Origin of the sequence: Ferranicluibacter rubi (assembly GCF_011603255.1) — a bacterium.
Lineage (GTDB): Bacteria > Pseudomonadota > Alphaproteobacteria > Rhizobiales > Rhizobiaceae > Ferranicluibacter > Ferranicluibacter rubi.
The window spans coordinates 157,211-178,274 of the sequence record NZ_JAANCM010000011.1 but is presented as its reverse complement, the minus strand read 5'-3'; the positions used below and the strand labels follow the sequence as shown (position 1 = coordinate 178,274).

Genomic DNA, 21,064 nt, shown 5'->3' with positions numbered 1-21,064 from the left:
GTGTACGGGACATTCACAACGTCCCCTTCACTGTTTTCTAAGTCCGTATCTCAAGAGAGCGACCACAGAATGAGCCTTCGCATCATCTTCCGCCTGGTCGCCGTCGCGGCCGTTCTCTTCGCCCTCTATCTGCTCTTCCAGACGTTGCGTCAGTATACGCTGGACGAGATCCTGACCGCGCTGCGGGCCATACCGGTCTCGCATCTGCTTCTCGGTCTCGCTTTTGCCGCCGCCTCCTATGCGTGCCTTTCCTGCTTCGATGCGCTGGGCGTGCGCTACACGGGCAAGCGCCTGCCCTTTCACAAGACAGCGCTGGCCTCCTTCGTCAGCCTGTCCATTGGGCACAATGTCGGCGTCGCCGCTCTCAGCAGCGGTGCCGTCCGGTATCGCTATTATGCACGCTGGGGGCTGACGGCCGAAGATGTGGCAAAGATCGTGTTGTTCTGCGGCGTCACCGTCGCGCTGGGGCTCATGACCCTTGGTGGCGCCAGCCTGCTGCTTCGCCCGCAGGATGCGGCCGACATGACCGGGCTCAGCCGCAGCGCCGTCTTTGCCATCGGCATCGCGTCCCTGATCGCCCCCGTCATCTACCTTGTTCTATCGGCCTTCGTGCGAAAGCCGCTGACGATCAGGGACTGGAGCTTCGACCTGCCGAAGCTGCCGATCGCCGCGGCACAGATCGTCGTGGGAACGCTCAATTTTGCCTTCGTGGCGGCAAGCCTGCACCAGATGCTCTCGGCTTTTGCCGAGGCCGGCTACCTCAAGGTCGCTTCCGTTTCGATCATCGCAAACGTCGCTGCGATCATCAGCCACGTCCCCGGGGGCATCGGCGTGCTGGAGGCGACGGTCGCGCATATCCTGCCGGGCGCGGAGTCCGTCGCCGCGGTCATCGCCTTCCGGGTGATCTATTACTTCATCCCGCTCGCCATCGGTCTTCCGACCCTTCTGATCAGCGAGATCGTGATGAAGGACAAGACCTTGGAGGGAACGTCAAGCAGGGGCGATGAGCCACAGGGTCGGCATGCGGGATCGCCGGCCTGAGGGACGTCAAGCGCCGAACGACCCTTTACGAGGCGCGGCCGAAAATGCGGCTGGCGATAGCGCCGGCGCGGCGGCGTAGCGTGTCGATCGGATGGATCGGCCCGGCGGGATCAACGATATCGGTGCCGGGCAACGGGTCCTCCTCGCCTTGGGCGAGATCGATATCAAAGTGACGTAGGCCGCGGCGACCGGTGTTCAGCGATTCCACGCCGTCATGTAGAGAACTCAGCCTGAGGATGGCGTCTCGTACCCCCTCTGGCGTGGAGTTGAGGTGCTCGGCCAGCATCCGATAGCGGACATCGGCGATGGCGCCACGCTGATCCTCGTTGACCGCTTCGATCGCCATGTCGGCTTCCGTGTCCATGCCTTCGGAACGATTGTTGAGATTCGAGGACCCCAGGCGCAGAAAGCGATCGTCGATGATGACGAGCTTGGAATGCACCAGAACCTCCTGCTCCCCGTCCGCGTCGTCGCAGGGCACGACGGCATACATCACCCGCAGACGGTCATGCGGATCATTGCGCTTGAGCCGGCGGATCAGGCGGTCGCGATTGGTGCCCATCATCACCTTCTCGATGAAGCCATGCGAGATACGCGTGACGACGATCAGCACTTCGGGGCCATTGGGCCGCGACAGGCGCTCGATGAGGATATCGGCAATGCCGAAAGCAGCGAGATACTGCGCCTCGATATAGACGATGCGCTGCGCCGATTTCAGCGCATCCGTCAGCATGTGGATGGACTCGTGAATGCCGTCATGGCCGATCGTCGCCGGCGTGGTGCGGGCAATCGCGACCAGGCACCCGGTCAAGGCGGGCACGAGGCTTTCGGGCCATGCGGTGGCCGCGCCTTCGACGGGTGCGATCGTCTCCTCCATGGCGGACAGCCAGCGCTCGCGGCAGATATCGCCGAGCATGCGCGCCGCAGGGCCGGAAACGGCGGCCTGCATGTCGTGCACCGGCTCGTAGGTCTCGCCATCGGGCGTCACGCGCAGGGGGTTACCCGGTTTGTGGTCGCTGTCGTCCCAGCGGCGGGCAGTCAGATCGATGCCGCCGATGAAGCCGGTCGTGTCGTCGATGCAGACGATCTTCTGGTGATGCGAACCGCGCAGCGGATGATGCGTGTCGAAATTCAGGTGGATGCGGGCATGACTCGCCCAGCCCTTCTTGCGGAAGAGCTTCAGCGACTTGCCGGAATAGATCGGCCCCATGGCCCAGACGAGGATGTGGATTTCAAGCTCGGGCTTCGCCTCGACCAGCGAAAGAAGCAGGCTTCCAAGCGTCGGGCTTTCCGGATCTTCGGGTGTCAGGCGAATGTCGGGGCTGAAATCCCAGCCGATGATCCAGATACGCCGGTAAGCAAGCCGCAGCGCCTGATCCAGCGTCTGAAAATACGCCTTGCCATCGATCATGAAGGCGATCTTGTCTGCCATCTCCCGACGCCAGGCATTTTCACCGATCCGGATGATACCCGTCTCACCGCCACTTGAAGAATCCTCGCCGAGACGATCGCCGTCATTCTTCTGGCCGACATGAAACACGTGCACTTCCCCCCGACCGTTACGCATGGCCAAACTTCGTGGCGCTTCGAAACGCCACGAGGGTCAGAAAGTTCCATGCGATGCGATCTGAGGCGGCAACTATTCCGTGATCAGGAGAATGTAGGGTGCTCCGGAGATATTGCGCATATGCAGGGCCAGGCCCGCATCGACCGTTCCGCCCTGCAGGACGTTGCGGTACGAACGGTCGGCCAAATCTTCCGGCAGGGATACCTCGATCGCGTCGAAGGCACGCTCCAGAGCGCCCTTCTCCAGCAATGCCAGCACCTTGCAGGGCGCAATGACGATCGCGGCCGCATCGCCCACCCGGCGGGCATAGGCAACGACGCTATCGGAACCCTCCCCCGAGACCTCAAGTGCGCGATAGTCGCCATCCTGAAACAGGTCTGGCGAGGCACGTCGCGCCGCAATCAGCCCAGCGGTCAGAGCGACCTTCGCCTGTCCCGAAGCAAGAGCTGTGGTGTCGAACAGAAAGCCATCTGCTGATTCGAGAAGCCTTGCCATCGCCGGATAATCCGGCATGCGGCGATTGTCGGGATCGACCAGACTGAAATCGGCGCGTTCAGACCCCTGATAGACATCCGGCACGCCCGGCGCCGTCATCTTCACCAGCGTCTGGGTCAGGCCATTGACGAAGCCGGCTTCAGCGAACGGCTGCACGGTCTCGAGGAAATCGTTTAGGAACGTCTTGTTATCCGGCGAAAGAAGTCCGGCGGCAAAGGCCTGCACGGCGTTCTCATAGTCCTCGTCCACCTCGGACCAGTCGCTACGTTCCTTCGCCTCGCGCAGCATCTTTTCCACATAGGCGGAGAAGCGTTCCTTGAACGCTTCAAGCACTTCTGCGTCCGGCGTCGCGGACGTCTCCTCCCAGGCACCGGCCAGCGCCTGGTAGAGCGCCCATTCGACCGCAAGCTCCGGCGCCGGGCCATCGGCGAGCGTCTGGATGAGGTGGGCATTCATATCATGCCACCGGGCGACAGCCTTCGCCCAGACATCGGGCGCCTCGCTGATGGCATAGAGCCGGGCGCGCGCATCTTCGCCGCGCTTGGTGTCATGGGTCGAGGTGGTGGTGATCGCATGCGGCTGCTCGGCTGCCCGGCGCTGCATGGCGGCATGGAAATGCGCGATCGACATCTCCGCTTCCGCCGGGTTGCCGCCCACTTCGTTGAGAGCGAGAAGGCGGTGGTAGCGATAGAAGGCGGTGTCCTCCATGGCTTTCGCCATGATCGGCCCGGTCACCTGCTGGAACCGGCTGCGGAATTCGAAGGCATCACCCTCCGTCGCACCCGAGAGCACCGCGACGATGGCGTCGAGCGCCTCGCGGCTGTCGCCGGACAGCGTGCGCGCCGCCTCTTCCGCCGCACCATCGAGAATCTCGCGGTCGTCCTCGCCCAGCGCATCGCGCGTGCCGTAGGTCCTGTACACCGGAAACGCCGTGATCAAGGCCTTCAGCGCCTGCTCCAGTGCCTTGGCGTCGTATGCCTCACCCACAGACGAACCGGCCAGCGCCACGAGCCGCTTGATCTCGCCTTCGAAATTGCGATCCAGCATCAGCTGCTTGGCGTCCGTCAGGATCGCCGCATAGTCCTTGCTCCCGGCAAAGTCGGCATAGGCCGCGTCCAGCGTCTTCGCCTGAGCCGAATCCACGAACAGGTGCGCGAGAGCAGCGATGAACTCGTAGCCGGTCGTTCCCGCGATGGGCCAGCTTGCGGGAACACGCTCGTCTTCCTCGATGATCTTTTCGACCACGAGATAAACGTCGGGACCGACCGCATCGCGCAACGTCTTCAGATACCCCACGGGGTCGGCGAGACCATCGACATGGTCGATTCGCAGCCCATCGACCGTACCGTCCTTGACGAGCTCCAGAACGAGCCGGTGCGCGGCATCGAAGACGTCGGGCGCCTCGACGCGAAGACCGGCAAGGCCTGCTACCTCGAAGAACCTGCGATAGCTGAGATCGCTCGCCGCCGTCTTCCAATGCACCAGCCGGAAGGCCTGTGCGTCATGCGCAGCCTTCACCCGCTCCACCGGCAGGCCGGCGAGGAAAGAGGACAGCGCCTTCCGGTCACTCTCCGAACTGCCCGTAACCAGCGTCTGCATCGTGTGGTGGAACGCCTCGTCTTCTTGCGCGGAAGCGGAGGCGGCCAATGCCGAAATCTTCGCGCCGAGCGTGCCCGGCGCACCGTCGAGCACGGCACTATAGCTCGACGGGTGCAGCGGAATATTGCTTTCGTAATAGCCGAGTGCCAAATTGCCAGCGACCTCGTCCAGCCGGATTTCGATTTCCGCGTCATCCAGCGCTTCGTCGAAGCTTTTACCCAGTTCGGCAATGGTCAGCGGACGGGACCAGTCGATGTCGTAATAATGCGCGTAGGGGCTCTGCTCCCCCCATTCAACCACGCTCCGCCACCAGTGGTTTTCGAGCGACGCCGCCATATGGTTCGGCACGATATCGAGGATCAGGCCGATATCGGCGGCCTTCAGCGCCGCCGACAGCCGGTCGAAGCCCTCGCGTCCGCCGAGCGCCACGTCGAACGCATTAGGATCTGTGACGTCATAACCATGGGTCGACCCTTCCGTCGCAGCAAAGATCGGCGAGGCATAGAGATGGCTGATGCCGAGCGCCCTCCAGTGGTCGATCAGCGTGATGGCCTTGTCGAAGGTCATGCCGTTGCGGAACTGGAGCCGATAGGTGGCGATCGGAACTGTCATCGTGGAAGACCTGCCTTCTGAGAGGAGCGGACGAAACGGCACGGGAACCCGGGATGACGTGACGGACCGTCACGCGGGCGCTGCATCAACAGGCATCCCCGCCTGTTGGTTCCCGCCACACGTGCTGCATGAGCAAACTCTTTTGCAGATGCGAAGAACTTGGTCGTTCAAAAACCTGATCGCACCGTACCGGATTGCCGTATGAAGACCGTGACGCGACGACTGTTTTACGCTAGAGACCCCGAAACTGTCGTCGGACGTCGCGCCCAAGCCAAACCAGGCCCCGCCCGAGCCTCATAAACGCTTCGAGGAAACGCCATGCCAGCTTATCGCTCCAGAACCACCACCCACGGCCGCAACATGGCCGGCGCCCGCGGCCTGTGGCGCGCCACAGGCATGAAGGACAGCGACTTCGGCAAGCCGATCATCGCCGTGGTCAATTCCTTCACCCAGTTCGTGCCGGGCCACGTACATCTGAAAGACCTCGGCCAGCTGGTCGCCCGCGAGATCGAGGCGTCCGGCGGCGTCGCCAAGGAATTCAACACCATCGCGGTCGATGACGGCATCGCCATGGGTCACGATGGCATGCTCTATTCGCTGCCATCCCGCGAGATCATCGCCGACAGCGTCGAGTACATGGTCAATGCGCATTGCGCCGACGCCATGGTCTGCATTTCCAACTGCGACAAGATCACCCCCGGCATGCTGATGGCCTCGCTGCGCCTCAACATCCCCACCATCTTCGTCTCCGGCGGCCCGATGGAAGCCGGCAAGGTTCTCCTGTCTGACGGCAAGATCCATGCGCTCGACCTCGTGGACGCCATGGTGGCCGCGGCCGACGACAAGATGTCGGACGAGGACGTCCAGACCATCGAGCGCTCGGCCTGCCCGACCTGCGGCTCCTGCTCCGGCATGTTCACCGCCAATTCCATGAACTGTCTGACGGAAGCTCTCGGCCTGTCCCTGCCCGGCAACGGCTCGACGCTCGCCACGCATTCGGATCGCGAAAAGCTGTTCCTGGAAGCCGGCCGCACCATCGTCGGCCTGACCAAGCGCTATTACGAAGGCGACGACGAAACCGCGCTGCCGCGCACGATCGCCTCGAAGGGCGCCTTCGAGAACGCCATGGCGCTCGATATCGCCATGGGCGGCTCGACCAACACCGTCCTGCACATCTTGGCGGCCGCCCACGAGGGCGAGATCGACTTCAACCTCGACGATATCGACCGCCTGTCGCGCAAGGTGCCCTGCCTCTCCAAGGTAGCGCCGGCCAAGGCCGACGTGCACATGGAAGACGTGCACCGCGCCGGCGGCATCATGGCGATCCTCGGCGAGCTCAACCGCGCCGGCCTCATCAATGCCGACCTGCCGACGGTGCATGCAAAGACCCTCGGCGACGCGCTGTCGCAGTGGGATATCGCCGTCACCGACAATCCGGCAGCTCTCGAACTCTTCTCCGCAGCGCCCGGCGGCGTGCCGACGCAGGTCGCCTTCAGCCAGAGCGCCCGCTGGAAGGAACTCGATTTCGACCGTGAAAAGGGCGTTATCCGCGACGCACAGCACCCGTTCTCCAAGGATGGCGGCCTTGCCGTGCTCAAGGGCAACATCGCGCTCGACGGCTGCATCGTGAAGACGGCCGGCGTGGACGAGTCGATCCTGAAATTCTCCGGTCCCGCTCGCGTCTTCGAAAGCCAGGACGCCTCGGTGAAGGCGATCCTGTCCAACCAGGTCGTCGCCGGCGACGTCGTCGTCATCCGCTACGAAGGCCCGAAGGGCGGCCCCGGCATGCAGGAAATGCTCTATCCCACGAGCTATCTGAAGTCGAAGGGCCTCGGCAAGGCCTGCGCGCTCATCACCGACGGCCGCTTCTCGGGCGGCACCTCCGGCCTCTCCATCGGCCATGTCTCGCCGGAAGCGGCGAATGGCGGCCTGATCGGCCTCGTGCGCGAGGGTGACATGATCGACATCGACATCCCCAACCGCACGATCTCGCTGCGCGTGTCCGAGGACGAACTGGCGTTGCGCCGCACCGAGCAGGACGCCAATGGCTGGAAGCCGACCGAGCTGCGCAAGCGCAAGGTGACGACGGCGCTGAAGGCCTATGCCGCCTTCGCAACCTCGGCCGACAAGGGCGCTGTGCGCATCCTGCCGGATTAGGGCAATTCCTCCAGCAAAAGTGCGCAGCGGTTTTGCGTCCGGAATTGCGTTGAAACAATGAGATAGAGGGTTTTCGCGATTCGGAAAAACGCGGAAACGCTCTAGACCGAGCCATCCGGGCCTGCGCCGACCGCAGGCCCGCTTTCCTCCTCTTGAGAGTCATACCTGCCTGCCGGTGCGGGCGGATCATGTATGAGATTCGAAACTTACGCCTGACCGGGCATCGCTCGGTCGGGTCATTTTGCATCTGGGTGCGATGGCAGAGCCGCGGCCGACCTGCCGATTTTTCAGCCTTGCTTTATTTCGTTGCATTGCACACATTCCATCCGTCATCGAGGGGACCGCATGTCGATCAAAGCCAGCATCTACCATCTGACTCATTATACCTATGACCGGCCGGTCCGCCTCGGCCCGCAGGTAATCCGCCTCAAGCCGGCCGCGCATTCCAAGACGAAGGTGCTGAGCCACTCCCTCAAGGTGACGCCCGCCAACCATTTCGTGACGCTGCAGCAGGACCCCTATGGCAGCTATCTCGCGCGGTACGTGTTTCCCGACCCGGTGACCGAGTTCAAGATCGAGGTCGATCTTGTCGCCGACATGACGGTCTACAATCCGTTCGATTTCTTCGTCGAAGAGAGCGCGGAGACCTGGCCGTTCGACTATCCCGAGGACATTCGCGAAGACCTTGCCATCTACAGCCAGCCCGAGCCGGCCGGCCCCGCCTTGCAGGCCTATCTCGACGGCCTCGACCGGACGCCGATGAACACGGTCGATTTCGTCGTCGGCATCAACATGCGCCTGCAGCAGGCCGTCAACTACGTCATCCGCATGGAACCCGGCGTGCAGACGCCCGAGGAAACGCTGACGAACGCGCTCGGCTCCTGTCGCGACTCCAGCTGGCTTCTGGTGCAGATCCTGCGCCATCTCGGCCTCGCCGCCCGCTTCGTATCCGGCTATCTCATACAGCTTGCCCCGGACCTGAAGGCGCTCGATGGCCCCTCCGGCACCGAGGTCGATTTCACCGACCTGCACGCCTGGTGCGAGGTCTATCTTCCCGGCGCCGGCTGGCTCGGCCTCGACCCGACCTCCGGCCTCCTGACCGGCGAAAGCCATATCCCCCTCTCAGCCACGCCGCATTACCGCAATGCCGCGCCGATTTCCGGCGGCTTCGCCGGCGATCCCGACACCCGGACCGAATTTGCCTTCGAGATGCGGGTGGACCGCGTCGCCGAACATCCGCGCATTACCAAACCGTTCTCCGACGAAAGCTGGGATGCGCTGAACGCGCTCGGCCATGAGGTCGATGCCGCTCTCACCGCCAACGACGTCCGCCTGACCATGGGCGGCGAGCCGACCTTCGTGTCGATCGACGATTTCGAATCCGGCGAATGGAATACGGACGCCGTCGGCCCGACCAAGCGCGGCAAGGCCGACGATCTGATCCGGCGCCTGCGCGAGCGCTTTGCGCCCGGCGGCTTCCTCCATTACGGCCAGGGCAAGTGGTACCCCGGCGAAAGCCTGCCGCGCTGGACCTTCTCGCTCTACTGGCGTCGGGACGGCGTGCCGATCTGGCGCAATCCCGAGCTCGTCGCGCGCGAGGACGTGGACACCGAAGCGGGACCGGAAGAGGCCGAAAAGCTTCTGACCGGCATCGCCGTCGCGCTCGGCATCGAGCCGGACATGGTTCTGCCGGCCTATGAGGACCCAGCCGAATGGATCATCAAGGAAGGCAGTCTGCCCGAGAACGTCGATCCGTCGAATTCCAAGCTGAAGGACGCCGAGGAGCGCAGCCGCATCGCCCGCGTCTTCGAGCGCGGCCTGACGGTTCCCACCGGCTTCGTCCTGCCCGTGCAGGCCTGGAACGCACAGGCCTCCGGCGGACAGATGGGCGGGCGTAAATGGATGAGCGAACGCTGGCGCACGCGCCGCGGCAAGATCTTCCTCGTGCCCGGCGACAGCCCTGTCGGCTATCGCATCCCGCTCGGTGCCCTACCCTACATCCCGCCGTCGCAGTTCCCCTATATCCACGAGGCGGATCCCTCGATCCCCCGCACCGCCCTGCCGGACTTCCCCGTCGGCCCGGGTCGTGCTGCCGGTGTGACCGAGAAGCCCGGTGAGAAAGCCGAGCCGAAGCCGGATCGGGCAATGGCCGAAGCATCCTTCCAGGCTGCGGAAGCCCAGCAGGACCGCAACGAGCAGGTGCTCGCCGAAATCGGCGGCGCCGTACGCACCGCGATCACAGTCGAGCCCCAGAACGGCCGCCTCTGCATCTTCATGCCGCCGGTGGAGCGGGTCGAGGACTATCTCGACCTGATCGCCGCGGCCGAAACCGCCGCAAGCGACCTCGGCCTCGCCATCCACATCGAAGGCTACGCGCCGCCGCACGACGAGCGCGTCAACGTCATGCGCGTCGCGCCGGACCCCGGCGTCATCGAGGTCAACGTGCACCCTGCAGCGAACTGGCAGGAATGCGTCGACATCACCTCGGTCATCTACGAGGAAGCGCGCCAGTCGCGCCTCGGCGCCGACAAGTTCATGATCGACGGCCGCCACACCGGCACCGGCGGCGGCAACCATGTGGTGGTCGGCGGGCGCAATCCGAACGACAGCCCCTTCCTGCGCCGTCCCGACCTGCTGAAGAGCCTCGTGCTGCACTGGCAGCGCCACCCGTCGCTCTCCTATCTCTTCTCCGGCATGTTCATCGGCCCGACCAGCCAGGCGCCGCGCATCGACGAGGCCCGTCACGACAGCCTCTACGAACTGGAAACGGCGATGGCGCAGGTGCCCCTGCCCGGCCAGGGCACGGCTCCCTTGCCGTGGCTGACCGACCGCCTGTTCCGCAACCTGCTGACCGATGTCACCGGCAACACGCACCGCTCGGAAATCTGCATCGACAAGCTGTTCTCCCCGGACGGCCCGACGGGTCGCTTGGGCCTCGTCGAGTTCCGCGGCTTCGAAATGCCGCCGAACGCGCGCATGTCGCTCGCCCAGCAGCTTCTGGTGCGCGCACTCATCGCCCGCTTCTGGCAGAACCCGGCCGATGGCAGGCTGGTGCGCTGGGGCACCACCCTGCACGACCGTTTCATGCTGCCGCATCACGTCTGGGCTGATTTCCTCGACGTGCTGGCCGACCTGCGCGCCAATGGCTTCGACTTCCGCCCGGAATGGTTCGAGGCACAGCTGGAGTTCCGCTTCCCCTTCTGCGGCGAAGTCACCTATGAGGGCACGAAGCTCGAACTGCGGCAGGCGCTGGAGCCCTGGAACGTCATGGGCGAACAGGGCGCGATCGGCGGCACGGTGCGCTATGTCGACAGCTCCGTGGAGCGCCTGCAGGTTCGATTCGAGACCGCCAATCCCGGCCGCTACACGGTGGCCTGCAACGGCCGCCCGGTGCCGCTCACCCCGACGGGCGTCAACGGCGTCTCGGTGGCCGGCGTACGCTACAAGGCATGGCAGCCGGCAGCCGGCCTGCATCCGGTGCTCCCGGTCAACACCCCGCTGACCTTCGACGTCTACGACACATGGTCGCGCCGCTCGATCGGCGGCTGCATCTACCACGTCGCCCATCCCGGCGGCCGCAATTACGATACGTTCCCGGTCAACGGCAACGAGGCGGAGGCGCGGCGCTTGGCGCGGTTCGAGCCCTGGGGCCACACGGCCGGCGGCTATGCGCTGACGCCGGAAACCCCGTCGCCGGAGTTCCCCTTCACGCTCGATCTACGTCGGCCGGCGGGACTGTAGGACGACATGACACAGAAGCCGACGGCCGGGACCATCAAAGGGGAGGCCATCAAAGCGGGATTGGCCGGGACGGCCGCTGGTATCCCGAAGCGGACGGGGAACCCGGTGGCCGACTATCGCGCCCTGCCGGGCATCGCCGACGAGATGGTGGATGCGCAGGGCAATGTCCGCCCCGTCTGGCAGCATCTCGTCTCGGCCATCGGCCGCATGGACGAGGCGGAGCTTGCCAACCGCTTCGCCCGGGCCGACCGCTATCTCCGCGACGCCGGCGTCTTCTATCGCGCCTACGGCACCAAGGAGAACTCCGAGCGTAGCTGGCCGCTGTCGCACATCCCGGTGCTGATTGCCGAACGCGAATGGGAAGAGCTGTCGCTTGGCCTCATCCAGCGCGCAGACCTGCTGGAGCGGATCGCCGCCGACATCTACGGGCCGAACACGCTCGTCAACGAAGGCTTCCTGCCGCCGGCGCTGGTCGCGGGCAATACCGAGTTCCTGCGCCCCATGGTCGGCGTGCAGCCGGCCGACGGCAACTTCCTGCATTTCGTGTCGTTCGAGATCGGCCGCGGCCCGGACGGAAACTGGTGGGTGCTGGCCGACCGCACGGAGGCCCCCTCCGGCGCCGGCTTCGCGCTGGAAAACCGGGTGGCGACCACGCGCGCCTTTTCCGACATCTATGCCGAGACCCATGTCCACCGTCTCGCCCGCTTCTTCGTCGCCTTCCGCGATGCGCTGCAGATGCGCAAGCGCTCGCCGGACGACCGCATCGCCGTGCTGACACCGGGTCTCGCCAACGAGACCTATTTCGAGCACGCCTACATCGCCCGCTATCTCGGCTTCATGCTGCTGGAGGGCGAAGATCTGACTGTGGTGGACGGGCGCGTGATGGTGCGTACCGTGGCCGGCCTGAAGCCGATCGGCATTCTCTGGCGCCGCCTCGACTCCTCCTTCGCCGATCCGCTCGAACTCGACCAGCGCTCTCACATCGGCACCCCCGGCCTGCTCGCGGCGCTGCGCGCGGGCACCGTCTCCATCGTCAACGCCCTCGGCTCCGGCATTCTGGAAACGCGCGCCTTCCTCGCTTTCATGCCGACGATCTGCCATCATCTGCTGGGCGAAGACCTGCTGCTGCCGAGCATCGCCACATGGTGGTGCGGACAGAAACCCGAGCGCGAGCAGGTGGCCCGCAACATCGAGAAGATGGTCATCGGCCCCGCCTACTCCACGCGCCCCTTCTTCGACGACAACGGCCGATCTGTACTCGGCTCGTCCATGCGCGAAAACGCCAAGCTGTCGATCCGCGACTGGCTGGCCAATGACGGGCAGAAGCTGGTCGGCCAGGAAGTCGTCACGCTCTCCACCACGCCCGCCTGGGTGGATGGCAAGCTGACGCCCCGCCCGATGAGCCTGCGCGTCTATCTCGCCCGCACGCGCAACGGCTGGCAGGTCATGCCCGGCGGCTTTGCCCGGATCTCAAGTGGGGCGGACGCCGCCGCTATCGCCATGCAGGCCGGCGGCTCGGCGGCCGACGTCTGGATCGTCAGCGATCGCCCTGTCGAGCGCACCACGCTCCTCACCTCCGACGAAACCTTCATCCGCACCATGCCCGGCAGCCTGCCGAGCCGGGCTGCGGACAACCTGTTCTGGCTCGGCCGCTATATCGAGCGCTCGGAAGGCGCCCTGCGCATCCTGCGGGCCTGGCACGGGCGCTTTGCCGAAAACGCCAACAGCGAAATGCCGCTGCTGAAGGACGTCTCCGAATATCTGAAGGTGCTCGACATCGACTCGGCGCAGCCGGTGCCCGACAGTCTCGTCGCCAATATCGACAGCGCGCTCTATTCGGCAAGCAACATCCGCGACCGCTTCTCGGCCGATGGCTGGCTGGCGCTCAACGACCTGTCGAAGACGGTGCGCAAGTTCCGCGCGACGGTAGAGGCCGGCGACGACGCGACGCACGCCATGACCATTCTGCTGCGCAAGCTCGCCGGCTTTGCCGGTCTCGTGCACGAAAACATGTACCGCTTCACCGGCTGGCGCTTCCTGTCGATCGGCCGCTATCTCGAGCGCGGCATGCACATGACCCGCCTGCTCGGCCATATGTCGGGCCGGGATGCGCCGGACGGCGCGCTCGACATGCTGCTGGAGATCGGCGACAGCGTCATGACCCATCGCCGCCGCTACAACGTCAACACCGCGCCTTTGACGGTCACCGACCTCCTGGCGCTCGATCCGCTCAACCCGCGCTCCATCCTCTATCAGCTGAACGAAATCCGCGCCGAGGTCGAACAGCTGCCGAACGCTTACCAGAACGGCCAGATGTCGCCCTTCTACCGTGAGGCGGTGCGCCTGCATTCGGGTCTCGCAGTGATGACGCCCGAGGGCATGACGAGCGAGGTCTACGAGCACCTCGAGAAGGAGATGGAACGCTTCTCCGACATTCTCGCGCAGACCTATCTGAGCTGATGGCGCGCCATCCGAGCCGTCTTATGCTTTCGTGACGCGGCCGCTTTTAGAATGCGCAGAAACGTCAAACAGGGCATAGAGTCGGGACGGACCAGACCGCGGGGGATCCATGCTCTACGATATCAGCCTCAAGATCACCTATAGCTACGAGATCCCGGTTTCCGGCGGACGCCACATCGTGCGCGTGCTGCCGCTGTCCCTGCCGTCGCGCCAGCGTCTGGTGGCGGGCACCGTCACCTGCACGCCGGTGCCCGAAGAACGCACCGACATGCTGGATTTCTTTCAAAACCCCTCGACGTCGATCCTCTTTCGCAAGCTTCACGACGAGCTGATCATCCATATGAAGGCGCGGGTCCAGCTGGAAGCTGCGATGCCCACGGCGGATTTCTCGCCGGACCTCGCCGCCTTTCCCGCAGAGATCGGCGCCGTCTGGTCGCTCGATCCCGGCTCCCCCCACCATTTCCTGGCAACGAGCCCGCGCCTTGCCGAGGACCCGACGATCGCGGCCTATGCCCGGGGGATGGTCAAGCCCGGAATGACCGTCCGCGAGATCGCCGGCCTGATGTGCGAGCGGATCTACAAGGACTTTACCTACGACCCCAAGGCGACGTCGGTCGACAGCACGCCGATCGAGGCCTTCCGGCTGAAGAAGGGCGTCTGCCAGGACTTCGCACATATCATGATCGTCGCGCTGCGCGCACTCGGCATTCCCGCCGGTTATGTCAGCGGCTTCCTGCGCACGCTGCCGCCACCGGGCAAGGAGCGGCTGGAAGGTGCCGACGCCATGCATGCCTGGGTGCGCGTCTGGTGCGGCAAGATGCTGGGCTGGGTGGAGCTCGACCCCACCAACAATGTGCCCGCCGGCACGGATCACATCGTCGTCGGCCACGGCCGCGATTATTCGGACGTCGCGCCGGTTATCGGCGTCCTCAAGAGCTACGGCAGCCACAAGACGGACCAGGCCGTCGATGTCGTCCCCGTGTCCTGACGGTCCTTTTCTCGTTCATCTGTCCTGTTCTGCACCACCTGTCCGCAATGCGAGACAGGTTCATGCCCGAAAGCCTGCCTTGTCCGTAAAAGTTTAAGCGCTCTTGTAAGCAGTCGCCAACGAACCCGTGATATCGAAGCAGCAAGATGGGCTTCCGCGATATCGCGAAGCGGACCGTGGGCGCAGGAGCGGAACATGAAGCGATTTTTCGGCATGATCGGGCGTTGCCTGGAGGATCGGGGCGGCAACATCGCGCTGATGGCGGCCGTAGCGCTTCCCGTGGTTCTCTTCGGCGCCGGCGTGGCGATCGACACCACCAACATCGTGCTCCAGAAAAACCGACTCCAGGCGGCGGTGGACAGCGGCGCACTTGCCGCCGCCTCCGGCCTTGCCAACAAACATATGAGCGTGGACGAGGCCCGCGAAACGGCGCACGAGTACGTGGTCATGGCCATGCGGAAGACCAATTCCAGCGCGATAGAGGTCGGTACGCCCGCGGCGGCGGAAGCCCTCATAAAGCAGGCTGCGGCGGATAAGCTACTGATCGACAACACATCGGTCACGATCGAGCCGAAGACCCTCCAGACGGGCGCGAAGGGCTACGACATCAGCGTCAAATCCAACCTGTCCATCGACCTCAATGCCATGACGCGCCTCGTGAGCGGCAACGGCATCAGCCTGTCGGCCACGGGAAAGTCGGAAGGCGTCTCGGACACGAAGAACGCCCTGTCGATGGTGCTCGTGCTCGATCGATCCGGCTCGATGGCCTGGAAGACCGACACCAAGGACACCTCGACCAATGGCTGCTACATCTACGAGGAGGCCTATTGGCCCTACGCGAAGTGGAGCACGCCCTGCTACGTCTCAAAGATCGCGACGCTCAAGAAGGCCGTGAACAGCCTACTGACCCAGTTGAAGACCGCCGATCCGACCTCGATCTATGTGAGAACCTCCGCCGTCTCCTACAACGACGCGCAGGATGCAGCCGGCGTGCTCGCCTGGGGAACGGCCGGCACGGGAACCTACGTCAATACCCTCGTGGCAGAGGGAGGAACAGATTCGAGCGACGCATTCACCTCTGCCTACAGGGACCTGTCGGGAAACACGGAGACGAAGGCCCATGCGCAGAAGACCGGGGCGACACCGACCAAGTACATCGTCTTCATGACGGATGGCGAGAACAATTTCTACCAGAACAGAACCGGCGACAGTCAGGCGATGCGATCCGACGCCGCCACGAAGTTCTATTGCGACAAGGCTCGCGACGACGGCATCAAGGTCTTCACCGTCGCCTTCAAGGCACCCAAGCGCGGCCAGGATCTTCTGCAGGGCTGCGCCACGGACCCGACCTATTACTTCCAGGCAGAAAAGAGCGAGGATCTCGTCGCAGCCTTCAAGACGATCGGCGACAAGGCCAGCAACCTCATGGTCCGGCTGACGCAGTAAACCGACATCGACGTCACCTCTTTCAAACCCGCGCGACCCGTTCGCGCGGGTTTTTCGTACTTGCAGATCATCCGGTTGCAGCACGCTGCGGCCGATGGATCGGAAGCGGCGGCGATGAAGCCTTGCGCCACCGAGCACGCGCCCGCCGCCCGCCGGCTTCATTTTACATCCTCTTGAAAACACTTATTGCAAGCGCTTCGTATCGGTGCATACATTGCTGGAATTCTCCGTCGGCATGCGCCTTCGGTGGTGTCGGAACAACGTCCAAAAGGGTAGCCCGGATCCATGGTCAGCCGTATCTCAAATGAGAAAATTCCGAACGCCGCGCGCCGCGAGTCGAGCGCCGAAATTCTGGCGCAGGAGATCATCGAGCGCCTGACCTACCGCATCGGCAAGGACCCCAAGGTCGCCAAGCCGCATGACTGGCTGACGGCCGCCATCCTGGTCGTGCGCGACCGCATCACCGACAACTGGATGGAGTCCACCCGCAAGGCCTACACCGACAGTTCCAAGCGCGTTTACTACCTGTCGCTTGAGTTCCTGATCGGCCGCCTGATGCGCGATGCCGTGACCAATATCGGCCTGATGGACGAGTTGAAGGAAGCGCTCGCCTCCTTCGGCGTCGATATCGACGTGGTCGCCGAACTGGAGCCCGATGCCGCGCTCGGCAATGGCGGTCTCGGCCGGCTTGCCGCCTGTTTCATGGAGAGCATGGCAAGCGTCGACATCCCGGCCTATGGCTACGGCATCCGCTACGTGCACGGCCTCTTCCGCCAGCAGATGGCGGATGGCTGGCAGGTGGAGCTGCCGGAAACCTGGCTGGCGCATGGCAACCCCTGGGAGTTCGAGCGCCGCGAAAGCTCCTACGAAATCGGCTTCGGCGGCTCGGTCGAGACCGTCAATATCGACGAGGAACTGACCCGCTACGTCTGGAAGCCCGCCGAGCGCGTCATCGCTACCGCCTGCGACACGCCGGTCGTCGGCTGGCGCGGCAAGCGCACCAATACGCTGCGCCTCTGGAGCGCGCATCCGATCGACCCCATCCTGCTCGACGCCTTCAATGCCGGCGACCACATCGGCGCTCTGCGCGAAAGCAACAAGGCCGAAGCGCTCGCCCGCGTCCTCTACCCGGCCGACGCGACGCCGGCCGGCCAGGAACTGCGCCTGCGCCAGGAGTTCTTCTTCTCCTCCGCCTCGCTGCAGGACATCCTGCGCCGCCACCTCCAGCAATATCCGGACTTCACCTCCCTGCCGGACAAGGTCGCCATCCAGCTGAACGATACGCACCCTGCCGTGTCGGTCGCCGAACTGGTACGCCTGCTGACCGATGTCCACGGCGTCGATTTCGACACCGCCTGGGATCTCTCCCGCCGAACCTTCTCCTACACCAACCACACGCTGCTGCCGGAAGCGCTGGAAACCTGGCCCGTGCCGCTGTTCGAGCGCCTGCTGCCGCGGCACATGCAGATCATCTACGCGATCAACGCGAAGATCCTGCTCGAGGCACGCAAATTGGCGAATTACAGCGACCAGCAGGTGCGCAACATCTCGCTGATCGACGAAAGCGGCGATCGCCGCGTGCGCATGGGCAACCTCGCCTTCGTCGGCTCGCATTCGATCAACGGCGTCTCGGCGCTGCACACGGATCTCATGAAGATCACGGTGTTTGCCGACCTGCATAAGCTCTACCCGAAGCGCATCAACAACAAGACCAACGGCATCACCCCGCGCCGCTGGCTGATGCAGTGCAATCCCGAGCTGTTCTCGCTGATCCGCGAGACGATCGGCGACGACTTCATGGATGACGCCGAGGCCTTGAAGGCGCTGGACCCGCATGCCGACAACGCCGTTTTCCAGGATCGTTTCGCAGCCATCAAGCGCAACAACAAGGTGCGGCTCGCTCAGCTCGTCCAGAGCCGGATGGGCATCCGCATCGATCCGTCGGCCATGTTCGACATCCAGATCAAGCGCATCCACGAATACAAGCGTCAGCTTCTGAACATCATCGAGGCGATATCGCTCTACGACCAGATCCGCTCGCATCCCGAGCTCGACTGGGTCCCGCGCGTCAAGCTTTTCGCCGGCAAGGCGGCGCCGAGCTATCACAACGCCAAGCTCATCATCAAGCTGGCAAACGACGTCGCGCGCGTGATCAACAACGACCCGGCGGTACGCGGCCTGCTGAAAGTGGTGTTCATTCCGAACTACAACGTCTCGCTGGCAGAAATCATGGTGCCTGCCGCCGACCTGTCGGAGCAGATTTCGACCGCCGGCATGGAAGCGTCGGGAACCGGGAACATGAAGTTCGCGTTGAATGGTGCGCTGACCATCGGAACTCTGGACGGCGCCAACGTTGAAATGCGCGATTGCGTCGGTGAGGAGAACATCAAGATTTTCGGGATGACCGCGGAAGAAGTTTCCAACCTGCGCCAGGAAGGCCACGAACCACGGGCCGTCATAGAGGCGTCGCGCGAGCTTTCGCAGGCCCTCCAGGCGATCGCGTCCGGCGTCTTCTCGCCCGATGACCGCAACCGCTTCTCCGGCCTGATCGACGGCATCTATTCTCACGACTGGTTCATGGTCGCGGCCGACTTCGATGCCTATGCCAAGGCGCAGCGCGAAGTGGATGCGATCTGGACCAATCCCAGCCAATGGTACGGCAAGACCATCCGCAACACCGCACGGATGGGCTGGTTCTCATCCGATCGGACGATTCGGCAGTATGCCGATGAGATTTGGAGAGCCGGATGACCTCCGAGCTGAAAGAGGCCTCGTCGCCGGCGCGTCTGCCGGATGACGAGGTAGCAGCATTTATCGAGGGTACGCATACCAATCCGTTTGCAAGCCTCGGGCCTCATGCGGTCGGCAAGGACGTCGTCGTCCGGTGTTTTCTGCCGGGCGCCACCAGCGTCTCGGTCGAGACCTTGTCCGGCAAGGACCTCGGCACCTTGGCGCTTCGCCACGAAGCCGGCTTCTTCGAAGGCACGGTGAGCCTGCGCAAGGTGCAGCCAGTACGCTATAAGGCCGAAAACGCGGACGCACGCTGGACGGTCACCGACCCGTACAGCTTCGGCCCCGTTCTCGGCCCCATGGACGACTACTACATTCGCGAGGGCTCGCACCTTCGCCTGTTCGACAAGCTCGGCGCCCACCCGGTCCGCCATGAAGGTGTCGATGGCTTCCACTTCGCCGTCTGGGCACCGAATGCGCGCCGCGTTTCGGTCGTCGGCGCCTTCAATGCCTGGGACGGGCGCCGCCACGTCATGCGGCTGCGTCTCGACACCGGCATCTGGGAAATCTTCATTCCCGACGTCCCCGCGGGAACGCCGTACAAGTACGAAATCATCGGACAGGACGGCCAGCTGCAGCCGCTGAAGGCCGATCCGTTCGCTCGCCGCTCGGAACTGCGACCGCAGACGGCGTCGGTCACTACATCCGAGATCGCACAGGTCTGGGAAGACGAGGCGCACCGCGCGCACTGGGCGTCTGCCGACCCGCGTCGCCAGCCGATCTCCATCTACGAAGTGCACGCCGGCTCGTGGCAGCGCGGCGACAACGGCGCGTTCCTGAGCTGGGACGAGATGGCCGCCCGACTGATCCCCTATTGCGTGGACATGGGCTTCACACATATCGAATTCCTGCCGATCAGCGAGTTCCCCTACGATCCCTCCTGGGGCTACCAGACGACCGGCCTTTATGCGCCGACCGCCCGCTTCGGCGAGCCGGAGGGCTTTGCCCGCTTCGTCAACGGCGCCCACAAGGTCGGTCTAGGTGTCATCCTCGACTGGGTGCCCGCCCATTTCCCCGTCGACGCACACGGGTTGCGCAACTTCGACGGCACCGCCCTCTACGAACACGAGGACCCCCGCCAGGGCTTCCACCCTGACTGGAACACGGCAATCTATAATTTCGGCCGCGCCGAGGTCTTCGCCTATCTTGTCAACAACGCCCTCTACTGGGCGGAAAAGTTCCATCTCGACGGGCTGCGTGTCGATGCGGTCGCGTCCATGCTCTACCTCGACTATTCCCGCAAGCACGGCGAATGGGTTCCAAACGAATATGGCGGCAACGAGAACCTCGATGCCGTGCGATTCCTCCAGACGATGAATAAGGAGGTTTACGGCAGCCACCCGGGCATCCTGACGATCGCCGAAGAGAGCACTTCCTGGCCGGGCGTCTCGGCACCGGTCCATACCGGGGGTCTGGGCTTCGGGTTCAAGTGGAACATGGGCTTCATGCACGACACGCTGCAATATCTTGCGCGTGACGCGATCCACCGGAAGCATCATCACAACGACCTGACCTTCGGCCTCGTCTACGCCTTCAGCGAGAATTTCGTGTTGCCGCTCTCCCATGACGAAGTGGTGCACGGCAAGGGATCGCTCGTGGCGAAGATGCCCGGCGACGACTGGCAGAAATTCGCCAATCTCCGCGCCTATTACGGCTTCATGTGGGGCTATCCCGGCAAGAAGCTGCTGTTCATGGGTCAGGAGTTCGCCCAGTGGGCGGAATGGTCGGAGGAGCGCGGGCTCGACTGGAACCTGCTCGAATACCCCCTGCATCAGGGCATGCGCCGCCTGATCCGCGACCTGAACGGCACCTACCGCAACAAGCAGGCGCTGCATGCACGTGACTGCGAGGGCGAGGGTTTCGAGTGGCTGATCGCCGACGACAGCGACAATTCGGTCTTTGCCTGGCTGCGCAAGGCACCGGGCGAGAAGGCCGTCGCCGTCATCTCGAACTTCACCCCCGTCTACCGCGAGGTCTACTCGATCCCGCTGCCGAGCGAAGGGCGCTGGCGCGAGATCGTCAACACCGATGCCGAGATCTACGGCGGCAGCGGCAAAGGCAATGGCGGCGTGGTTCATGCCGTGCGCACCGCATCGGGTGAAATCCGGGCGGACCTGACATTGCCCCCGCTCGCCACGCTGATGCTCGAGAAGGACTGAAAACCGACG

10 protein-coding genes are annotated in these 21,064 nt (G+C 64.0%); 8 read left to right on the top strand and 2 right to left on the bottom strand.

Translation table 11 applies throughout. From position 1 onward, the window contains the following. The first annotated feature begins 69 nt into the window (after positions 1–69). A complete protein-coding gene (locus G8E10_RS19815) occupies positions 70–1,041 on the top strand; it encodes a lysylphosphatidylglycerol synthase domain-containing protein (protein ID WP_167130422.1) in 972 nt (323 codons plus the stop codon). Between the two features lie 25 nt (positions 1,042–1,066). On the opposite strand, the gene G8E10_RS19810 is transcribed toward G8E10_RS19815, so the two are convergent. Further along, positions 1,067–2,581, bottom strand: a complete 1,515-nt coding sequence (locus G8E10_RS19810) for a phospholipase D-like domain-containing protein (protein ID WP_343289833.1) — start codon at positions 2,579–2,581, stop codon at positions 1,067–1,069. Positions 2,582–2,680: 99 nt separating this feature from the next. After that, a complete protein-coding gene (gene treY, locus G8E10_RS19805; RefSeq protein WP_167130420.1) occupies positions 2,681–5,314 on the bottom strand; it encodes a malto-oligosyltrehalose synthase in 2,634 nt (877 codons plus the stop codon). 318 nt (positions 5,315–5,632) lie between these two features. Here treY and ilvD point away from each other — a divergent pair, with 318 nt between their 5' ends. The 7 genes from ilvD to glgB all read left to right on the top strand — a co-directional run bounded on the left by ilvD (position 5,633) and on the right by glgB (position 21,055). Further along, positions 5,633–7,471, top strand: coding sequence for a dihydroxy-acid dehydratase (ilvD, locus tag G8E10_RS19800; protein ID WP_167130419.1), 1,839 nt, complete (start codon positions 5,633–5,635; stop codon positions 7,469–7,471). Positions 7,472–7,816: 345 nt separating this feature from the next. Beyond that, on the top strand, positions 7,817–11,212 hold the full coding sequence (locus G8E10_RS19795) for a transglutaminase family protein (protein ID WP_167130418.1): 3,396 nt from the start codon (positions 7,817–7,819) through the stop codon (positions 11,210–11,212). A gap of 6 nt (positions 11,213–11,218) precedes the next feature. Further along, on the top strand, positions 11,219–13,672 hold the full coding sequence (locus tag G8E10_RS19790) for a circularly permuted type 2 ATP-grasp protein (protein ID WP_167130417.1): 2,454 nt from the start codon (positions 11,219–11,221) through the stop codon (positions 13,670–13,672). Positions 13,673–13,781: 109 nt separating this feature from the next. Beyond that, the gene (locus tag G8E10_RS19785; RefSeq protein ID WP_132448543.1) at positions 13,782–14,660 is read left to right on the top strand and encodes a transglutaminase family protein; all 879 of its coding nucleotides are present in this window, start codon (positions 13,782–13,784) and stop codon (positions 14,658–14,660) included. A gap of 195 nt (positions 14,661–14,855) precedes the next feature. Next, the gene (locus tag G8E10_RS19780; protein WP_281517692.1) at positions 14,856–16,106 is read left to right on the top strand and encodes a vWA domain-containing protein; all 1,251 of its coding nucleotides are present in this window, start codon (positions 14,856–14,858) and stop codon (positions 16,104–16,106) included. Between the two features lie 285 nt (positions 16,107–16,391). Further along, on the top strand, positions 16,392–18,857 hold the full coding sequence (locus tag G8E10_RS19775) for a glycogen/starch/alpha-glucan phosphorylase (RefSeq protein ID WP_110800821.1): 2,466 nt from the start codon (positions 16,392–16,394) through the stop codon (positions 18,855–18,857). Further along, entirely contained in the window at positions 18,854–21,055 is a 2,202-nt protein-coding gene (gene glgB / locus G8E10_RS19770) for a 1,4-alpha-glucan branching protein GlgB (protein WP_167130416.1), read from the top strand. Before G8E10_RS19775 ends, glgB begins: the two co-directional genes overlap by 4 nt. Positions 21,056–21,064 lie beyond the last annotated feature (9 nt).